5 protein-coding genes are annotated in these 16,616 nt (G+C 62.3%); 2 read left to right on the forward strand and 3 right to left on the reverse strand.

What is annotated here, in order from left to right:
- Positions 1-48: 48 nt before the first annotated feature.
- The 3 genes from rlmD to HBR93_RS11910 all read right to left on the reverse strand — a co-directional run bounded on the left by rlmD (position 49) and on the right by HBR93_RS11910 (position 12,601).
- Positions 49-1,401 (reverse strand): 23S rRNA (uracil(1939)-C(5))-methyltransferase RlmD, encoded by a 1,353-nt coding sequence (gene rlmD / locus HBR93_RS11900; RefSeq protein ID WP_057438753.1) that lies wholly within the window; start codon positions 1,399-1,401, stop codon positions 49-51.
- Positions 1,401-2,303 carry a cysteine synthase CysM gene (gene cysM, locus HBR93_RS11905; RefSeq protein WP_057438752.1) on the reverse strand — a complete coding sequence of 301 codons (903 nt, stop codon included), beginning with the start codon at positions 2,301-2,303 and terminating at the stop codon, positions 1,401-1,403. The genes rlmD and cysM overlap by 1 nt, the downstream gene beginning before the upstream one ends.
- Before the next feature lie 227 nt (positions 2,304-2,530).
- A complete protein-coding gene (locus HBR93_RS11910) occupies positions 2,531-12,601 on the reverse strand; it encodes a retention module-containing protein (protein WP_169960382.1) in 10,071 nt (3,356 codons plus the stop codon).
- A gap of 464 nt (positions 12,602-13,065) precedes the next feature.
- Between HBR93_RS11910 and HBR93_RS11915 the strand changes: the two genes are divergently transcribed.
- Positions 13,066-14,424, forward strand: coding sequence for a TolC family outer membrane protein (locus HBR93_RS11915; RefSeq protein ID WP_115127631.1), 1,359 nt, complete (start codon positions 13,066-13,068; stop codon positions 14,422-14,424).
- A gap of 23 nt (positions 14,425-14,447) precedes the next feature.
- The gene (locus HBR93_RS11920) at positions 14,448-16,607 is read left to right on the forward strand and encodes a type I secretion system permease/ATPase (RefSeq protein ID WP_169960383.1); all 2,160 of its coding nucleotides are present in this window, start codon (positions 14,448-14,450) and stop codon (positions 16,605-16,607) included.
- Positions 16,608-16,616: the final 9 nt, after the last annotated feature.

The raw sequence follows: 16,616 nt of genomic DNA on the forward strand, positions 1-16,616 counted from the left end.
AGGTCACAGGCCCAGGAGAACGCAGGCCAGTCGGACTAAGCGAGCATCCTAGCTCGCTTCAAATAACGCCATCGCCTCGACATGCGCGGTTTGCGGAAACATATCGAGGATCCCGGCACGTTTTAGCCGGTAGCCTTGCTTGACCAACTCGACAGTGTCCCGCGCCAGCGTGGCTGGATTGCAGGACACATACACCAGGCGATCAGCCCCCAGAGTGGCGAGCTTGCGCACAACCTCCAGGGCACCATCACGGGGTGGGTCCAAGAGTACCGCACAAAAGCCTGCTTTGGCCCATTGCGCGTCACTCAAAGGCTGGGACAAATCGGCCTGAAAAAACTGCACATTATGCAAATTATTGCTGCCTGCGTTGAGGGCCGCGCGGTCCACCATGGCCTGCACGCCCTCTACCGCCACCACTTCACGCACCTGGCGGGCCAGGGGCAAGGCAAAGTTGCCCAGGCCACAAAACAGGTCCAGTACCCGTTCGTCGGAGCGCGGTGCCAGCCAGTCCAGCGCCTGGGCCACCATCGCTTCGTTGACCCCGGCGTTGACCTGGACAAAATCCCCCGGCCGGTACGCCAGCTCCAGGTCCCACTGCTCCAGACGATAGCCCAGGGCCTGCCCGGCCGCGAACGGCTGCGGCTCGCCCTCTCCATGCAGCCACAACTGGGCGTCATGGAACGCGCAAAATTCCTGCAGCACCAGCAGGTCAGCGTCGGACAACGGCGCCATATGCCGCAGCAACACGGCAATCGACGAGCCGCTGAACAACTCGACATGCCCCAGGGCCTGAGGTTTGCTCAGGCGCCGCAACATATTGGGCAGACGCTGCATGATCGGTTGCAAGGCCTGTACCAGCACCGGGCAATCGTCGATGGCCACGATGTCCTGGCTGGCCACGGCGCGAAAACCCACGTCCAGGCGCTTGGCCTTGGCGTCCCAGCGCACCGCGACACGGGCGCGGCGGCGATAGCCGAACTCGGGCCCGCTCAACGGCGCGGCCCACTCTTGGGGCTCGACCCCGGCGACACGGGACAATTGCTCGGCGAGCATGCGCTGTTTCAGGGCAAGCTGTTCGCCATGGGGCAAATGTTGCAGGCTGCAACCGCCGCAACGACCTGCATGGACGCACGGCGCCGGGCGGCGCAGTTCGCTGGCCTTGAACACCCGCTCGGTGCGGGCCTCGACCACTTTGCCATGGGCACCCAGCACCCGCGCCTCGACTTCCTCGCCGGCCAGGGCACCCACCACAAACCAGGTGCGGCCTTCGAAAAACACGATCCCCCGGCCATCATTGGCCAGGCGCTCAATGGTCAGGCGCTGCTTTTTGCCGACCGGTACTTGGGGCGCCCGGCTGCCACCCGTGGGCTGGAAGCGCAGGCCTCGCTCTTGCTTGGCCATCAGTTGGGCGCGTCGAAAATGCCGGTCGACAGGTAGCGGTCGCCTCGGTCACAGATGATCGCGACGATCACCGCGTTTTCCAGTTCTGCAGACAAACGCAACATCCCCGCAACCGCACCGCCGGAGGACACGCCGCAGAAGATGCCTTCTTCACGGGCCAGGCGACGGGTGGTGTCTTCAGCTTCACGCTGGGCCATGTCGATGATGCGATCGACGCGGGCGGCGTTGTAGATCTTGGGCAGGTACTCTTCGGGCCAACGGCGGATCCCCGGGATCGCCGCGCCTTCCATCGGTTGCAGGCCAACGATCTGGATCGCCGGGTTCTGCTCCTTGAGGTAGCGCGAGTTGCCCATGATGGTGCCGGTGGTGCCCATGGAGCTGACGAAATGGGTGATGGTGCCCTGGGTCTGGCGCCAGATCTCCGGGCCGGTGCTGGTGTAGTGCGCCTCGGGGTTGTCACCGTTGGCGAACTGGTCCAACACCTGGCCACGGCCTTCGGCGGCCATGCGCTCGGCGAGATCACGCGCGCCTTCCATGCCCTCTTCCTGGGTCACCAGGACCAGCTCGGCGCCATAGGCGGTCATCGCGGCCTTGCGCTCGGCGCTGCCGTTGTCGGGCATGATCAGGATCATTTTGTAGCCCTTGATCGCTGCGGCCATGGCCAGGGCAATCCCGGTATTACCGGAGGTGGCTTCGATCAGGGTGTCGCCGGGCTTGATCTGCCCGCGCTGCTCGGCACGGGCGATCATCGACAGCGCCGGACGGTCCTTGACCGAGCCCGCCGGGTTATTCCCCTCGAGCTTGAGCAGCAAGGTATTGCTGGTGTTACCCGCCATGCGCTGCAAGCGGACCAAAGGTGTGTTGCCGACGCAATCGGCGATGGTTGGGTATTGCAGGGTCATGGCGTATTCGCAATCCAGACTGCGGGGGCGCCTATCATACCGGCAAACGCTGGCGGGCCATATCACGCAAAGTATGGTGCTTATAACTCAATGAGCTAAAGCCACAGGCCAGTACCTGTCTGTGGCGAGAGACGTGGCGAGGGAGCTTGCTCCCGTCGGGGCGCGAAGCGGCCCTGAATGGGACTGCTACGCAGTCCAACGGGAGCAAGCTCCCTCGCCACAGGGGATTACACGGTATCCACCTTCAACGAATGGTCATTCAACATCCCATTGATGATCGTCGCCGTATCCGCCCCGCCCGCAATCAACCCGCCCGCGCCCGGCGTGACGCCGTATTGGGTCGCCAGGTTGACCCCGGCCAGGTCGATGGTCTGGTTCGGCGTGGCACCTGCAACGGCGCTGATGTCGATGGTGGTCGTACCGCCCACCACCTTGAAGTGCAGGTAGTCATCCAGGGACGCCGTCGTCGCATTCTCGCCTTGCAGCAGTTGCGACAGGTCGAGCTTGTCGGTGCCCACCGCAAAGTCGGTGATGACATCGTGCCCGCTACCGCCGGTCAGGTACTGGAAGGTATCGGCGCCAGGGCCACCGGTCAGGGTGTTGTTACCCAGGCCGCCGATCAGGATGTCATCGCCCCCCTCGCCCTTGAGGGTGTCATTGCCCAGCCCGCCGGAGATCAGGTTGTTGTTGCCGTTGCCCGTGAGGAAGTCATTGAAGTTGGAGCCCACCAGGTTCTCCAGAGCCATCAATGTATCGGTTCCGGCGCCGCCAGTGATTTGCCCCGTCGCCAGGCCAAGGTTGACGGTCACGCCTGCCGTGGCATGGGCATAGCTGACGGTGTCGAGGCCCGCCCCGCCATCGAGCAGGTCATTGCCGGTGCCGCTGAACAGCAGGTCATTGCCATTGCCGCCGTGCATCTGGTTGTTGCCGGTGCCGGCGGTGAGCACGTCGTTGCCATCGCCGCCATTGAGGGTGTTGTTGCCGGGCCCGGCCATGATGATGTCATCACCGTTGGTACCGGTGAGGGTCGTACCGGCCTGGTAGCTGATGTCTACCGCGGCGCTGTCGCTGCCGCCGTGGTTATCGCTGACCGAGTAGTTGCCGTGGTACTGCGGTGTGTAGTCCTGGGCGCCGGCGTAGTTGATCTTCATGTCCAACTGGTAGCTTTCTGTGCCATTGGGGTTGCCGCCTGTTGGATTGGAGGTGTTGGTAATGTGAATCTGATAGCTACCGTCCGCTAACGCAGTCAGCGTCGTGCCATCCGCAAGAGGGAGCTCGCTGCCACCGTTGAGCGAATAGGTCATGACGATGTTGCCGACCGGCCGGTTGTGATCCAGGCTGAGGGTCTCACCCGCCTTGAGCGTGACCGTTAAACGATCGTCGGCCGTAGCGCCACCGACATTGCCGAGACTGCCGGTGATCAAAAGTGCTGCAGTGAGGTTCGCCGCATCACCGGCAAACGAGGTACGTACATCCCCCACAGTTGTACCGGTGAGCGTTCTGGTCCCCGTCCCGGTAAAGGCCGCGCCTTTGGCCACCCAGCCGGTTGGAAAACTGGTGGGGATAGCCGTCAGGTTGTCATGGTTGGCATCGCTGTCATTGGCCAGCAGCAACTCGGCAGGCACCACAATATTGCTCAACAGGATATTGGTGATCACATGGTCATCACCCGCCACCGGCGCCACGTTCGGGTTGACCTTGACTACCAGGCTGGACGTCGCGAGATCGCCGTCGTTGTCGCTGACGGTCACGCCAAAGGTTTCGGTGACCAGCGAGTCGGTCAGCTTCGGCGGCGTGTAGCGGAACTCGCCGTTGTCCATGTCCACCACCAGCGTGCCGCCCTGGTTGGTGGTGATGGTGACACTGTTGCTGACGGTGTCGAACGTACCGTGGCCGCCTGGCAGGTTGGCACTCATCGAGCCCCCCGCCGCCGGATTGTAGGTGTAGGTGATGCCATCCACCGTGAGGGCTTTGACGAAGCCACCGTCAGCGCCGAACGAGCCGTCCGTCAGCAGGCTGCCGGTGACCGGCGCGCCCTGTACCGTGCCGGCCAGCACCGCATCCAGGCCCGCCAGGTTGGCCACCACCACCGCGTTGGTGTTGGTGTGGGTGCTGCCGTCGTAGGCCACCGGGTCCAGGTAAATACTGTTGACCCCCGCCCCCAGGCCTATGGCATAGGCCTTGATGCCGTTGGCATCGAGGAAGGCCCGCCATACGCCCTCTTCAGTGGCGTCGATCCCGTCGCCGTATTCCGGGTTGACCACGTTGCCGGGGTTGTTCGGATTATTGGTGTTGGACGTGGTGGGGTTACCGTCCGAGAAGAAATACGCCACGTTCTGCGCGCCTTCCAGCTTGCCAGCGGTGCCATAGGCGGTCTGCGCGGTGCCGAGGGCCGAGTCGTAGTTGGTGCCGTTGAACGCCGTGAGGTTGTTGACCAGGGTCTTGGCCGTGGCGACGCTGACCCATTGGCTGCTCAATTGCTGGGAGCTGTCGTTGAAGGTCACGATCTGCACCTTCACATCACCCATCTCGTCGTAGCGGTTAAGCAACTCGGTGATGGACGCCTTGGCCAGGTCAAGCCGCGTGCCGCCGGCCCCCGAGGCGTCGTTCATGCTGCCGGAAATATCAATGATCAGCAGCAGGTTGGAGTCCACCTCCGTCGCCGTGACTTCACGCGCGCTGGACACCACTTTGGGCACATCATCGACAATGCTCACCACAATGCTGCTGGTGGTGGTGTTGCCCAATTGGTCGGTGGCCTTATAAGTGAAAGTCTCGGTCAATACATTCGGCCCGTCGTTGCTGTTGGGCAAGGTCTTGGGTGCCGAGGTCAGGGTGTAGGTGTAGGTGCCGTTGGGGTTGAGCAGGATCTGCCCATAAGTGCCGGTAGCGCTGCCGACCAGGCTGAAACTCAGCGGACCACTGCCGCCGGTTACCGAATCTGCGAGGTTGCCGCTGGCGGTTTCCGTGGTGGCCGTCGGGTCGCTGCCGACCACGGTGCCAGGCGCCAGGTCCTGGCCGTCGAGGTTCAGGTCCAGGGCTTTCTCGTAGACCGTGACATCGCCGTCAACCACCGCCTTGAGGCCGCTGTCGGTCACTGTAATCGTCAGGGTGGTGGTGCTTAGGTCACCGTCGGCATCCCGCACGGTATAGACGAAGGTGTCCACCGCCCCCGGAGGGCTCACCGCGTTGGGGTTGCTGTGGTACACGGCGTTGCCGTTGGCATCCAGAGTCAGGTAACCATAGGTGCCGTTGATGTTAGCGCCCAGGCCGCCAGAGGCCGGGGTGCCGATGTTGCTGCCCGCCCGCACCCCGACTACCGCGCCAGCCAATGTGGGGCTATCGGCGCCGCCGACATCATTGCCCAACACATTGGCGCTGACCACACCGCCTTCTATCACCGAACGCACGTCGGGGTTGGCAGTGGGCAGGTCATCAATGATGTTGATGTCGATCGTACCCGTCGCAGTATTGGTGTCGTTATCGCTGGCCGTGACCGTGATCTGCTCCGACAGACTGTTATCGCCGCTGGCATTGGGGTGCGCTTCATTGTCGAGCAAGGTGTAGCGGTAGCTGACCACCCCGGTGCTGGCGTTGTAGCCAGTGATGGTCAGGGTGTTGCCGAAGCCGGTAGGTTCCGATTGTGGGAAGGTCGCGGCGACGCCGTTAGTGACGACGCTGATGCCGCCCACAGTCAGGTTCTTCAGGCCGTCCAAGGCGGTCACCGTGAAGGTACCGGTCTGGGTCAACAACGGGATGTTCGGGCTGGAACCATCAACCAGGTTTTTCTCATAGACGGTCAACTCGCCGCCAGTGACGTCCAGGCCGGTGAGCACGACCGGGTCGTTGTTGTTATGCACCTGTAGCACCAGGTTGGCGGTGCTGGTGTCGCCGTCGAGATCATTAAGCTGATAGGTGAAGGTTTCGGTGCCGTTGCCGCCGCCATTCAGGGCGATAAATTGCGGGTCAGTTTTGTCCAGGGTGTAGGTGTAGCTGCCATCCGCGAACAGCTGCAATGTGCCGTAGGTACCGACGATAGTGTTGGGCGTAACCGGGCCGGTGGCGATGCGGTCGGCGCCTTGTACGTCGTTGCCCAGCACGCTACCGCTCAGGGTCAGCAGGCTCTCGGAGGCGATACCTGCGGGATTGTCGTCGACGGCTTTTGGCACGTCGTCGACCACATTGACGTCCAATGAACCATTGTCGCTGCTGTTGTTGGTGTCAGTGGCAACCACCGTGAACGACTCGCTAATGCTATTGGCACCCGCGCCGGCTGGGTGGCTATCGGTGCCGTTGAGGGTGTAGCTGTAGCTGATCACCCCGGTGCTGGCGTTGTAGCCAGTGATGGTCAGGGTGTTGCCGAAGCCGGTGGGTTCTGATTGTGGGAAGGTCGCAGCGACGCCGTTGGTGACGACGCTGATGCCGCCCACAGTCAGGTTTTTCAGGCCGTCCAAGGCCGTCACCGTGAAAGTGCCGGATTGGGTCAGCGCAGGCCCATCGTTAGCGCTACCCAACGGCAGGTTTTTCTCGTAGACGGTGACTTCGCCACCATTGACGTTCAGGCCAGTCAGCACCACTGGGTCGTCGTTGTTATGCACCTGCAAGACCAGGTTGGCGGTGCTGGTGTCGCCGTCGAGATCGTTAAGCTGATAGGTGAAGGTTTCGGTGCCGTTGCCGCCGCCATTCAGGGCGATAAATTGCGGGTCAGTTTTGTCCAGGGTGTAGGTGTAGCTGCCATCCGCGAACAGCTGCAATGTGCCGTAGGTACCGACGATAGTGTTGGGCGTAACCGGGCCGGTGGCGATGCGGTCGGCTCCTTGTACGTCATTACCCAAAACACTGCCGCTCAAGGTCAGCAGACTTTCCGAGGCCACTTGTGCATTGGCGTCATCAACTGCAGTAGGCACATCGTCGACCACATTGACGTCCAGCGAACCATTGTCGCTGCTGTTGTTGGTGTCAGTGGCAACCACCGCGAACGACTCACTGATGCTGTTAGTACCAGCGCCGGTTGGGTGGCTATCGGTGCCGTTGAGGGTGTAGCTGTAACTGATCACGCCGGTGCTGGCGTTGTAACCGGTGATGGTCAGGGTGTTTCCGAAGCCAGTGGGTTCCGATTGTGGGAAGGTCGCGGCGACGCCGTTGGTGACGACGCTGATACCGCCCACAGTCAGGTCTTTCAGGCCGTCCAAGGCGGTCACCGTGAAGGTGCCGGATTGAGTCAAGGCTGGCCCATCGTCAGCGCTGCCCAACGGCAGGTTTTTCTCGTAGACGGTGACTTCGCCACCATTGACGTTCAGGCCGGTCAACACCACCGGATCGTCGTTGTTATGCACCTGCAACACCAGGTTTGCGGTGCTGGTGTCGCCGTCGAGATCGTTAAGCTGATAGGTGAAGGTTTCGGTGCCGTTGCCGCCGCCATTCAGGGCGGCAAATTGTGGGTCGGTCTTGTCCAGGGTGTAGGTGTAACTGCCATCCGCGAACAGCTGCAATGTGCCGTAGGTACCGACGATGGTGTTGGGCGTAACCGGGCCGGTGGCGATGCGGTCGGCGCCTTGTACGTCGTTACCGAGGACGCTGCCGCTCAGGATGAGCTGGCTCTCAGAAGCAATACCAGCGGGGTTGTCGTCGACGGCTTTTGGCACGTCGTCGACCACATTGACGTCCAATGAACCATTGTCGCTGCTGTTGTTGCTGTCGGTGGCGACCACCGCGAACGACTCGCTAATGCTATTGGTACCCCCGCCGGTTGGGTGGCTATCGGTACCGTTGAGGGTGTAGCTATAGCTGATCACCCCGGTGCTAGCGTTGTAGCCGGTGATGGTCAGGGTGTTGCCGAAGCCGGTAGGTTCCGATTGCGGAAAAGTAGCGGCGACGCCGTTGGTGACGACGCTAATCCCGCCCACAGTCAGGTTTTTCAGGCCGTCCAAGGCCGTCACCGTGAAGGTGCCGGATTGGGTCAGCGCAGGCCCATCGTTAGCGCTGCCCAACGGCAGGTTTTTCTCGTAGACGGTGACTTCGCCACCATTGACGTTCAGGCCGGTCAACACCACTGGGTCGTCGTTGTTATGCACCTGCAACACCAGGTTGGCGGTGCTGGTGTCGCCGTCGAGATCGTTAAGCTGATAGGTGAAGGTTTCGGTGCCGTTGCCGCCGCCATTCAGGGCCATGAACTGCGGGTCAGTCTTGTCGAGGGTGTAGACATAACTGCCATCGGCAAACAGTTGCAGGGTGCCGTAGGTACCCACGATGGTAGTTGGCGTAACCGGCCCGGTCGCTATGCGGTCAGCACCTTGTACGTCATTGCCCAGCACGCTGCCGCTAAGAATGAGCTGGCTCTCGGAGGCGATACCTGCGGGATTGTCGTCGACGGCTTTTGGCACATCGTCGACCACATTGACGTCCAGCGAACCATTGTCGCTGCTGTTGTTGGTGTCAGTGGCAACCACCGCGAACGACTCACTGATGCTGTTAGTACCAGCGCCGGTTGGGTGGCTATCGGTGCCGTTGAGGGTGTAGCTGTAACTGATCACACCCGTGCTGGCGTTGTAACCGGTGATGGTCAGGGTGTTTCCGAAGCCAGTGGGTTCCGATTGTGGGAAGGTCGCGGCGACGCCGTTGGTGACGACGCTGATGCCGCCCACAGTCAGGTTTTTCAGGCCATCCAATGCCGTCACCGTGAAGGTGCCGGATTGGGTCAGAGCAGGCCCATCGTTAGCACTACCCAACGGCAGGTTTTTCTCGTAAACCGTAACTTCCCCGCCATTGACGTTCAGGCCGGTCAACACCACTGGGTCGTCGTTGTTATGCACCTGCAACACCAGGTTGGCGGTGCTGGTGTCGCCGTCGAGATCGTTAAGCTGATAGGTGAAGGTTTCAGTGCCGCTGCCGCCGCCATTCAGGGCCATGAACTGCGGGTCAGTCTTGTCGAGGGTGTAGGTGTAGCTGCCATCCGCGAACAGCTGCAGAGTGCCGTAGGTACCCACGATGGTAGTTGGCGTAACCGGCCCGGTCGCTATGCGGTCAGCACCTTGTACGTCATTGCCCAGCACGCTGCCGCTAAGAATGAGCTGGCTCTCGGAGGCGATACCTGCGGGATTGTCGTCGACGGCTTTTGGCACATCGTCGACCACATTGACGTCCAGCGAACCATTGTCGCTGCTGTTGTTGGTGTCAGTGGCAACCACCGCGAACGACTCACTGATGCTGTTAGTACCAGCGCCGGCTGGGTGGCTATCGGTGCCGTTGAGGGTGTAGCTGTAACTGATCACACCCGTGCTGGCGTTGTAACCGGTGATGGTCAGGGTGTTGCCGAAGCCGGTGGGTTCCGATTGTGGGAAGGTCGCAGCGACGCCGTTGGTGACGACGCTGATGCCGCCCACAGTCAGGTTTTTCAGGCCGTCCAAGGCCGTCACCGTGAAAGTGCCGGATTGGGTCAGAGCAGGCCCATCGTTAGCGCTGCCCAACGGCAGGTTTTTCTCGTAGACGGTGACTTCGCCACCATTGACGTTCAGGCCAGTCAGCACCACTGGGTCGTCGTTGTTATGCACCTGCAACACCAGGTTGGCAGTGCTGGTGTCGCCGTCGAGATCGTTAAGCTGATAGGTGAAGGTTTCAGTGCCGCTGCCACCGCCATTCAGGGCCATGAACTGCGGGTCAGTCTTGTCGAGGGTGTAGACATAACTGCCATCGGCGAACAGCTGCAAGGTGCCATAGGTGCCGACGAGGGTAGTTGCCGTGACAGGCCCGCTGGCAATGCGGTCAGCACCTTGTACGTCATTACCCAAAACACTGCCGCTCAAAGTCAGCAGACTTTCCGAGGCCACTTGTGCATTGGCGTCATCAACTGCAGTAGGCACATCGTCGACCACATTGACGTCCAGCGAACCATTGGCACTGCTGTTGTTGCTGTCGGTGGCAACCACCGCGAACGACTCGCTAATGCTATTTGTGCCCGCGCCGGCTGGGTGGCTGTCGATACCGTTGAGCGTGTAGCTGTAGCTGATCACCCCCGTGCTGGCGTTGTAGCCAGTGATGGTCAGGGTGTTGCCGAAGCCAGTGGGTTCCGATTGTGGGAAGGTCGCGGCGACGCCGTTGGTGACGACGCTGATGCCGCCCACAGTCAGGTTTTTCAGGCCATCCAATGCCGTCACCGTGAAAGTGCCGGATTGGGTCAGCGCAGGCCCATCGTTAGCGCTACCCAACGGCAGGTTCTTCTCGTAGACCGTAACCTCCCCGCCATTCACCTCAAGCCCCGTCAACACCACCGGGTCGTCATTGTTATGCACCTGCAACACCAGGTTGGCGGTGCTGGTGTCGCCATCGGCATCCGTCAGGGTATAGGTAAAGGTTTCAGTCCCATTACCGCCGCCATTCAATGCCAGAAAATCGCTATCGGCGGTATTCAGCGTGTACACATACGTGCCATTCGCCGCCAACTCCAACGTGCCGTAAAGCCCCGTGAAGGAGCCCGGCGTAATCGGCCCGGACGCGACCCGATCGGCGCCTTGCGCGTCATTGGTCAACACCGTGCCGCTCAGGGTCAGCAGGCTTTCGGAGGCCACTTGCGCATTGCCGTCATCGGCAGCGGTCGGTACATCGTCCACCACACTCACGTGCAGAGTGCCGGTGGCGGTGCTGTTGTTGGTGTCGTTGGCGATAACGCTGAAGCTCTCGGTCAGGTCATTCAACCCGCCCGCCGACGGATGCGCCTCGGTGCCCGTCAGGGTATAGCTGTAGCTGATCACCCCGGTGGCCGGGTCAAACCCGGTGATGGTCAGGGTATTGCCCAGGCCGGTGGCGATGGATTGCGGGAAGCCGGCGGCGACACCGCCGGACACCACGCTGATACCGCCCACCGACAGGTTCTGCAAGCCGTCCACGGCCGATACGGTCAGGCTGCCGGCGCGGGTCAGCGCGCCAGCGTCAGGGCTGCTGCCGTCCACCAGGTTTTTTTCATAGAGGGTCAGGTCGGCGCCATTTACGCTGATGCCGCCAATCACCACCGGGTCATCATTGTTGTGCACTTGCAGCACCAGGTTGGCGGTGCTGCTGTCGCCGTCGGCGTCGGTCAGGGTGTAGGTGAAGGTTTCGCTGCCATTGCCGCCGCCCTGCAGCGCGACAAAATCAGGGTCGGCGGTGTTCAGCGTGTAGGTGTAGCTGCCGTCAGCCGCCAGCACCAGAGTGCCGTATTGACCGCTGAACGTGCCGCCGGTGATCGGGCCGCTGGCGACGCGGTCGGCACCTTGGGTGTCGTTATCCAGGACGTTGCCGCTGAGGGTCAGCAGGCTTTCCGAAGCGCGGCCCTCATGGCTGTCATCCAGCGCCTTGGGCACGTCGTCGATGAGGGTGATATCCAGCGAGCCGGTGGCGCTGTCGTTATCGCTATCGGTGGCGACCACCGCGAATTGTTCACTCAGGCTGTTGCTGCCGTTGCCCGACGGATGGGCCTCATTGCCGGTCAAGGTGTAGCTGTAGCTGATCACCCCGGTGGCTGCGTTGTAGCCGGTGATGCTCAGGGTGTTGCCCAGCCCGGTGGTGATAGTTTGCGGGAAGCTGCTGGCCACCCCGCCGCTGACCACGCTGATGCCGCCCACGGTCAGGCTTTGCAGGCCATCGGGCGCCGAGACGTTGAAGGTACCGGTCTGCACCAACGCCGCCGGATTGCTGGCCGAGCCTTGTGCAAGATTGGCCTCGTTGAGCGTCAACTCGCCGCCCTCGACCTCCAGCCCACCCAGGCTCACCGGGTTGTCGGGAGGCACTACCACGGGCTGGTCGTTGCCGGTATCGGGCTGGCCGGCGACCTGGAACAACGGAAACTCAGGGATCCCGCCAAACCCTGCCGTGGGAAAGCCGATGACCGGCTCCACCCGCCCGGCGACTTCGGTCAACAACACAAAGGAGTGCCCACCGCCCAGCTCACCTGCCGCCGTGCTGCCGGTTTGGCCGGCGGCCGTGGCTTCAGCGGTCTGGGTCGGGTCGTCACCGGCGGCGATGGCTTTTTGCAGTTGCTGCACATCGGTCAACTGTGCCTGGCTCGGTGCGAGGTCTTCCGAGGCGTGAATCTGCGGCGCCTGGCCAGCCAGCAATTGCGGGGAAAGGCCCAGGCTGCTGTCGCGCCCCAGGGTCAGCTCCTGGCCGTTGGTCAGTTGCACCGCGACTGCACCGGCCGCACCGGTCTGCAGTTGCTCGCCGGCAAACAGTCGGTCGCCTTCGATCAGGCTTCGGCGACTGCCATCTCCTGCCACGGCAAAGACTTCCCCAACCACCTTGCTGACAACACCGATTAACTTGGCCATGCGCTTATCTCCCTGTCCGACCCCAGTAGTCGGCACCTCGGTTACGTGCACAAGTGCAGTGGATCGGGGGGGCCGGAAGTGGCACAAAACTGATTCAAATCAGCCGCCAACCCGCGCTTCAACCCCGTTACAGAGAGCCCTTCAAAAGAGGCAGTGACAGAAAACCGTCACAAAAAATCGCCCCTTTTTTCGCTACCCCATCACCTGCTTGCACTTGCGATTGAACTTTCCCCGAGCCGAAAAACACGCCACAGCGCACATAACTCAAGGCTTGTGCTTTGAACAATGTCTTGCTTCGCGCAGAACGCATAAGTTTTTTTGGACATAAACATTATGAGAAATCCTTCTTAGGTCCCCCCGCAAATGTTCTTAGCTGTGTTGTTACAAGCCTGAGACGGTTTGCCCTCTAAATTCGTCAAATAAATGGCGACAGACCAGTAACACTGACACCGGGAGATGTACCCATGCGCGCCTTTACCCCCCTCTGCAGCGCGATTCTGATCGCCATGGCCTGCACCAACACCCAAGCAATGTCGCTGACCCAAGCGATCCAAAGCACGCTGGACACTCACCCGGAACTGAATGCCAGCCGTAACAGCCGGCTTTCGGCCGATGAAGATGTAAAAGTCGCCAAAGGCGGCTTCTACCCCAGCCTCGACCTCAATGCCGCCTACGGCCGTGGCTACAGCGACAACAGCACCACCCGCGCCCGTGGTGGCAATCACCACACCGAGACCGACAACTACACCCAGTCGGAACTGCGCCTGCGCCAGATGCTGTTCGACGGTTTCAACACCTCCAACGAAGTGCAGCGCACCGGGGCGGTGGTCAACTCCCGCGCCTATTACACCCGTGGCACCGCCGAGAGCCTGGCCCTGCGCACCGTCGAGGTGTACCTGGAAGTGCTCAAGCGCCGCGACCTGCTGACATTGGCCAAGAACAACCTGCAGGCGCACCTGCGCGTCACCGACCAGATCGGCCTGCGCACCGAGCGCGGCATCGGCAGCACCGCCGACCGCGACCAGTCCACCGCCCGCCGGGCCCTGGCAGACAACAACTACCAGACCGCACTGGTCGACCTGCAAGACGCCGAATCGAACTTCTATAGCGTGGTTGGGCGCATGCCGGATGAACTGGAAAGCCCGGCGTCGATCAAGGGCGAGCTGCCCAGCGACCAACTCGGCGCCCGGCGCAGCATGCTGGAGAACAACCCCTATCTGAAGTCGGCCCAGTCCGATGTGATGGCCGCCGAGAGCCAGTACGAGGTGGCGAAGTCGCCGTTCTATCCACGCTTCGATGCCGAGGCGGCGGTGGGCGCCAATAACAATGTGCAGGGCGACCTGGGCCACGACAACGAATGGCGGGTGGGTGTGGTGATGAACTACAACCTGTTCCGTGGCGGCAGCGACAAAGCCCGCCTGGCGTCGGACTCGCACAAGATCAACCAGGCCATGGACATCCGCAACAACGCCCTGCGCATGCTCAACGAGAACCTCAACCTGGCCTGGCATGCCATGGACAACGCCCGCATCCAGACCCCCACCGCCCGCGAATATGCCGAAACCACCCAGCGCGTGCGCGCGGCCTATCAGGACCAGTTCGGCCTGGGCCAACGCACCCTGCTGGACCTGCTGGACAGTGAAAACGAGCTGTACAACGCCAACCGGCGCTACACCGAAGTGCGCTACACCGAAGAGTTCTCCATGTACCGCGTGCTGGCCAATATGGGCGAGTTGCTGAACAAGGAGCGCGTGGTGGTGCCGGCCGAAGCCATTGCCCAGTCGGAAGTCAGAAGCGAAGCCCACCTGCCTGACCTGAAGTAGCCAACGACGTGGAGCAGATCGCCGTGAGCCAGATGGAACCGCTGAACCCGGGTGTCGACCCGCGCCAGAGCTTTGATGACCCGTTGCTCGACGGCCTGCTGATCCTCTGCAAGCTGCACGGCTGCAGCGTCAGCCGTAGCAGCCTGAGCGCCGGCCTGCCCTTGGCGCAACAACGCCTGAGCCTGGACTTGCTGCCACGGGCCGCGGCCCGGGCCAGCTTGCAGGCGCGGGTATTGCGCCGGGACTTGAAGGCCATCTCGGCGCTGAACCTGCCAGTGCTGTTGCTGCTCAACGAAGGCCGCTGCGCGGTGTTGCGGCGCTGGGGCGAGGATGGCCAGGCGCTGATCCTGCCCAGCGAAGCCGAAGGCGGCGAACAGTGGGTCAGCCGCGAAGAGCTCGACGCGGCCTACAGCGGCCAGGCCCTGTTTGCCCGGCCACGGCACGAAATCGAAGACCTGCGCGCGCCGCTGGTGCCAAGAGTCGAGGCGTGGTTTCGCGACACCTTGAAGCTGTCGCGCTGGCTGTACAGCGATGCAATTCTCGCCAGTTTGCTGATCAACCTGCTGGGCCTGATGGTGCCGCTGTTCGTGATGCAGACCTACGACCGCGTGGTGCCGAACCAGGCCACCTCGACCTTGTGGGTACTGGTGATCGGTCTGCTGATCGGCACGGCGTTCGAGCTGGTGCTGCGGGTGGTGCGCGCCCATCTGCTGGACACCGCCGGCAAGAAGACCGATGTGATTTTGTCAGCGACCCTGTTCGAGCGCATCACCGGCATGTCGATGAAGGCGCGCCCCGCCACCATCGGCGGTTTTGCCCAGAGCATCCATGACTTCCAGGGCCTGCGCGAATTCCTCACCGCGGTGACCCTTACCAGCCTGATCGACCTGCCCTTCGCCGTGCTGATGCTGGTGGTGATCGGCCTGCTCGGCGGCTGGCTGGTGATCATCCCTTTGTGTGCGTTCCCGCTGACCATCGGCTTTGCAATGCTGATCCAGGTACGCCTGCGCGACACCGTGCAAAAAAGCCTGAGCCTGGGCGCCGAACGCCAGGCGCTGTTGATCGAAACCCTCAGCGGCCTGGAAACCCTCAAGGCCTGCAGCGCCGAAAGCGAGCGCCAGCACCAGTGGGAAAGCACCCACGGCGCCCTCACCCGCCTCGACAGCCATGCGCGCAACCTCTCGGCGCTGGCCACCAATGGCACGCTGTTCATCCAGCAGTTTTCCGGGATGGCGACCATTGTTGCCGGGGTCTACAGCATCATCGCCGGCAGCCTCAGTGTCGGCGCGCTGGTGGCCACCTACATGCTCGGCAGCCGGGTATTGGCGCCGCTGGGGCAGATCGCCGGGTTGATCACCCGCTACCAGCAGGCGCAATTGACCATGCGCAGCACCGACGCGCTGATGGCCCTGCCCCAGGAGCGCGACCCGCAGCAGCGCCCACTGGAGCGCACGCAACTGAGTGGCGCCCTGGAAGTCAGCCAGGTCACCTTCCGCTATGCCGGGCAGAACACCCCGGCCCTGAGCCAGGTCAGTTTCCAGCTCAAGGCTGGCGAGCGCGTGGGCATTATCGGCCGCAGCGGCTCGGGCAAAAGCACCCTGGGCCGCCTGGTGATGGGCTTCTACGCGCCAGAAGAAGGCCAGTTACTGCTCGATGGCCTCGACCTGCGCCAGCTGGATGTGGCCGACCTGCGCCAACAAGTGGGCTATGTGGCCCATGACCTGCCGCTGTTGGCCGGTAGCCTGCGCGATAACCTGACCCTGGGCGCGCGCTATATCAGCGATGCGCGGATGCTCGAAGTGGCCGAACTGACCGGCGTCAGCGAACTGGCCCGCCAGCACCCACAAGGCTTCGACCGGCCAGTGGGCGAGCGCGGGCAACTGCTGTCCGGCGGCCAGCGCCAGGCGGTGTTGCTGGCCCGCGCGTTGCTGCTCGACCCGCCGATCCTGCTGCTGGACGAACCCACCAGCGCCATGGACAACAGCAGCGAAGAAACCCTGCGCCAGCGCCTGGAGCTGTGGGTCAAGGGCAAGACACTGCTGTTGGTCACGCACCGTACCTCGATGCTCAGCCTGGTCGACCGTTTGATCGTGCTGGACAACGGCCGCATCGTTGCCGACGGCCCCAAAGAAAGTGTGATTGATGCACTGCGCAAGGGCCGTGTCGGCTCGGCCGCCGTCTAGGAGCCCCAC

Source organism: Pseudomonas sp. WS 5411, from assembly GCF_012985595.1.
Classification (GTDB): Bacteria; Pseudomonadota; Gammaproteobacteria; order Pseudomonadales; family Pseudomonadaceae; genus Aquipseudomonas; species Aquipseudomonas shahriarae.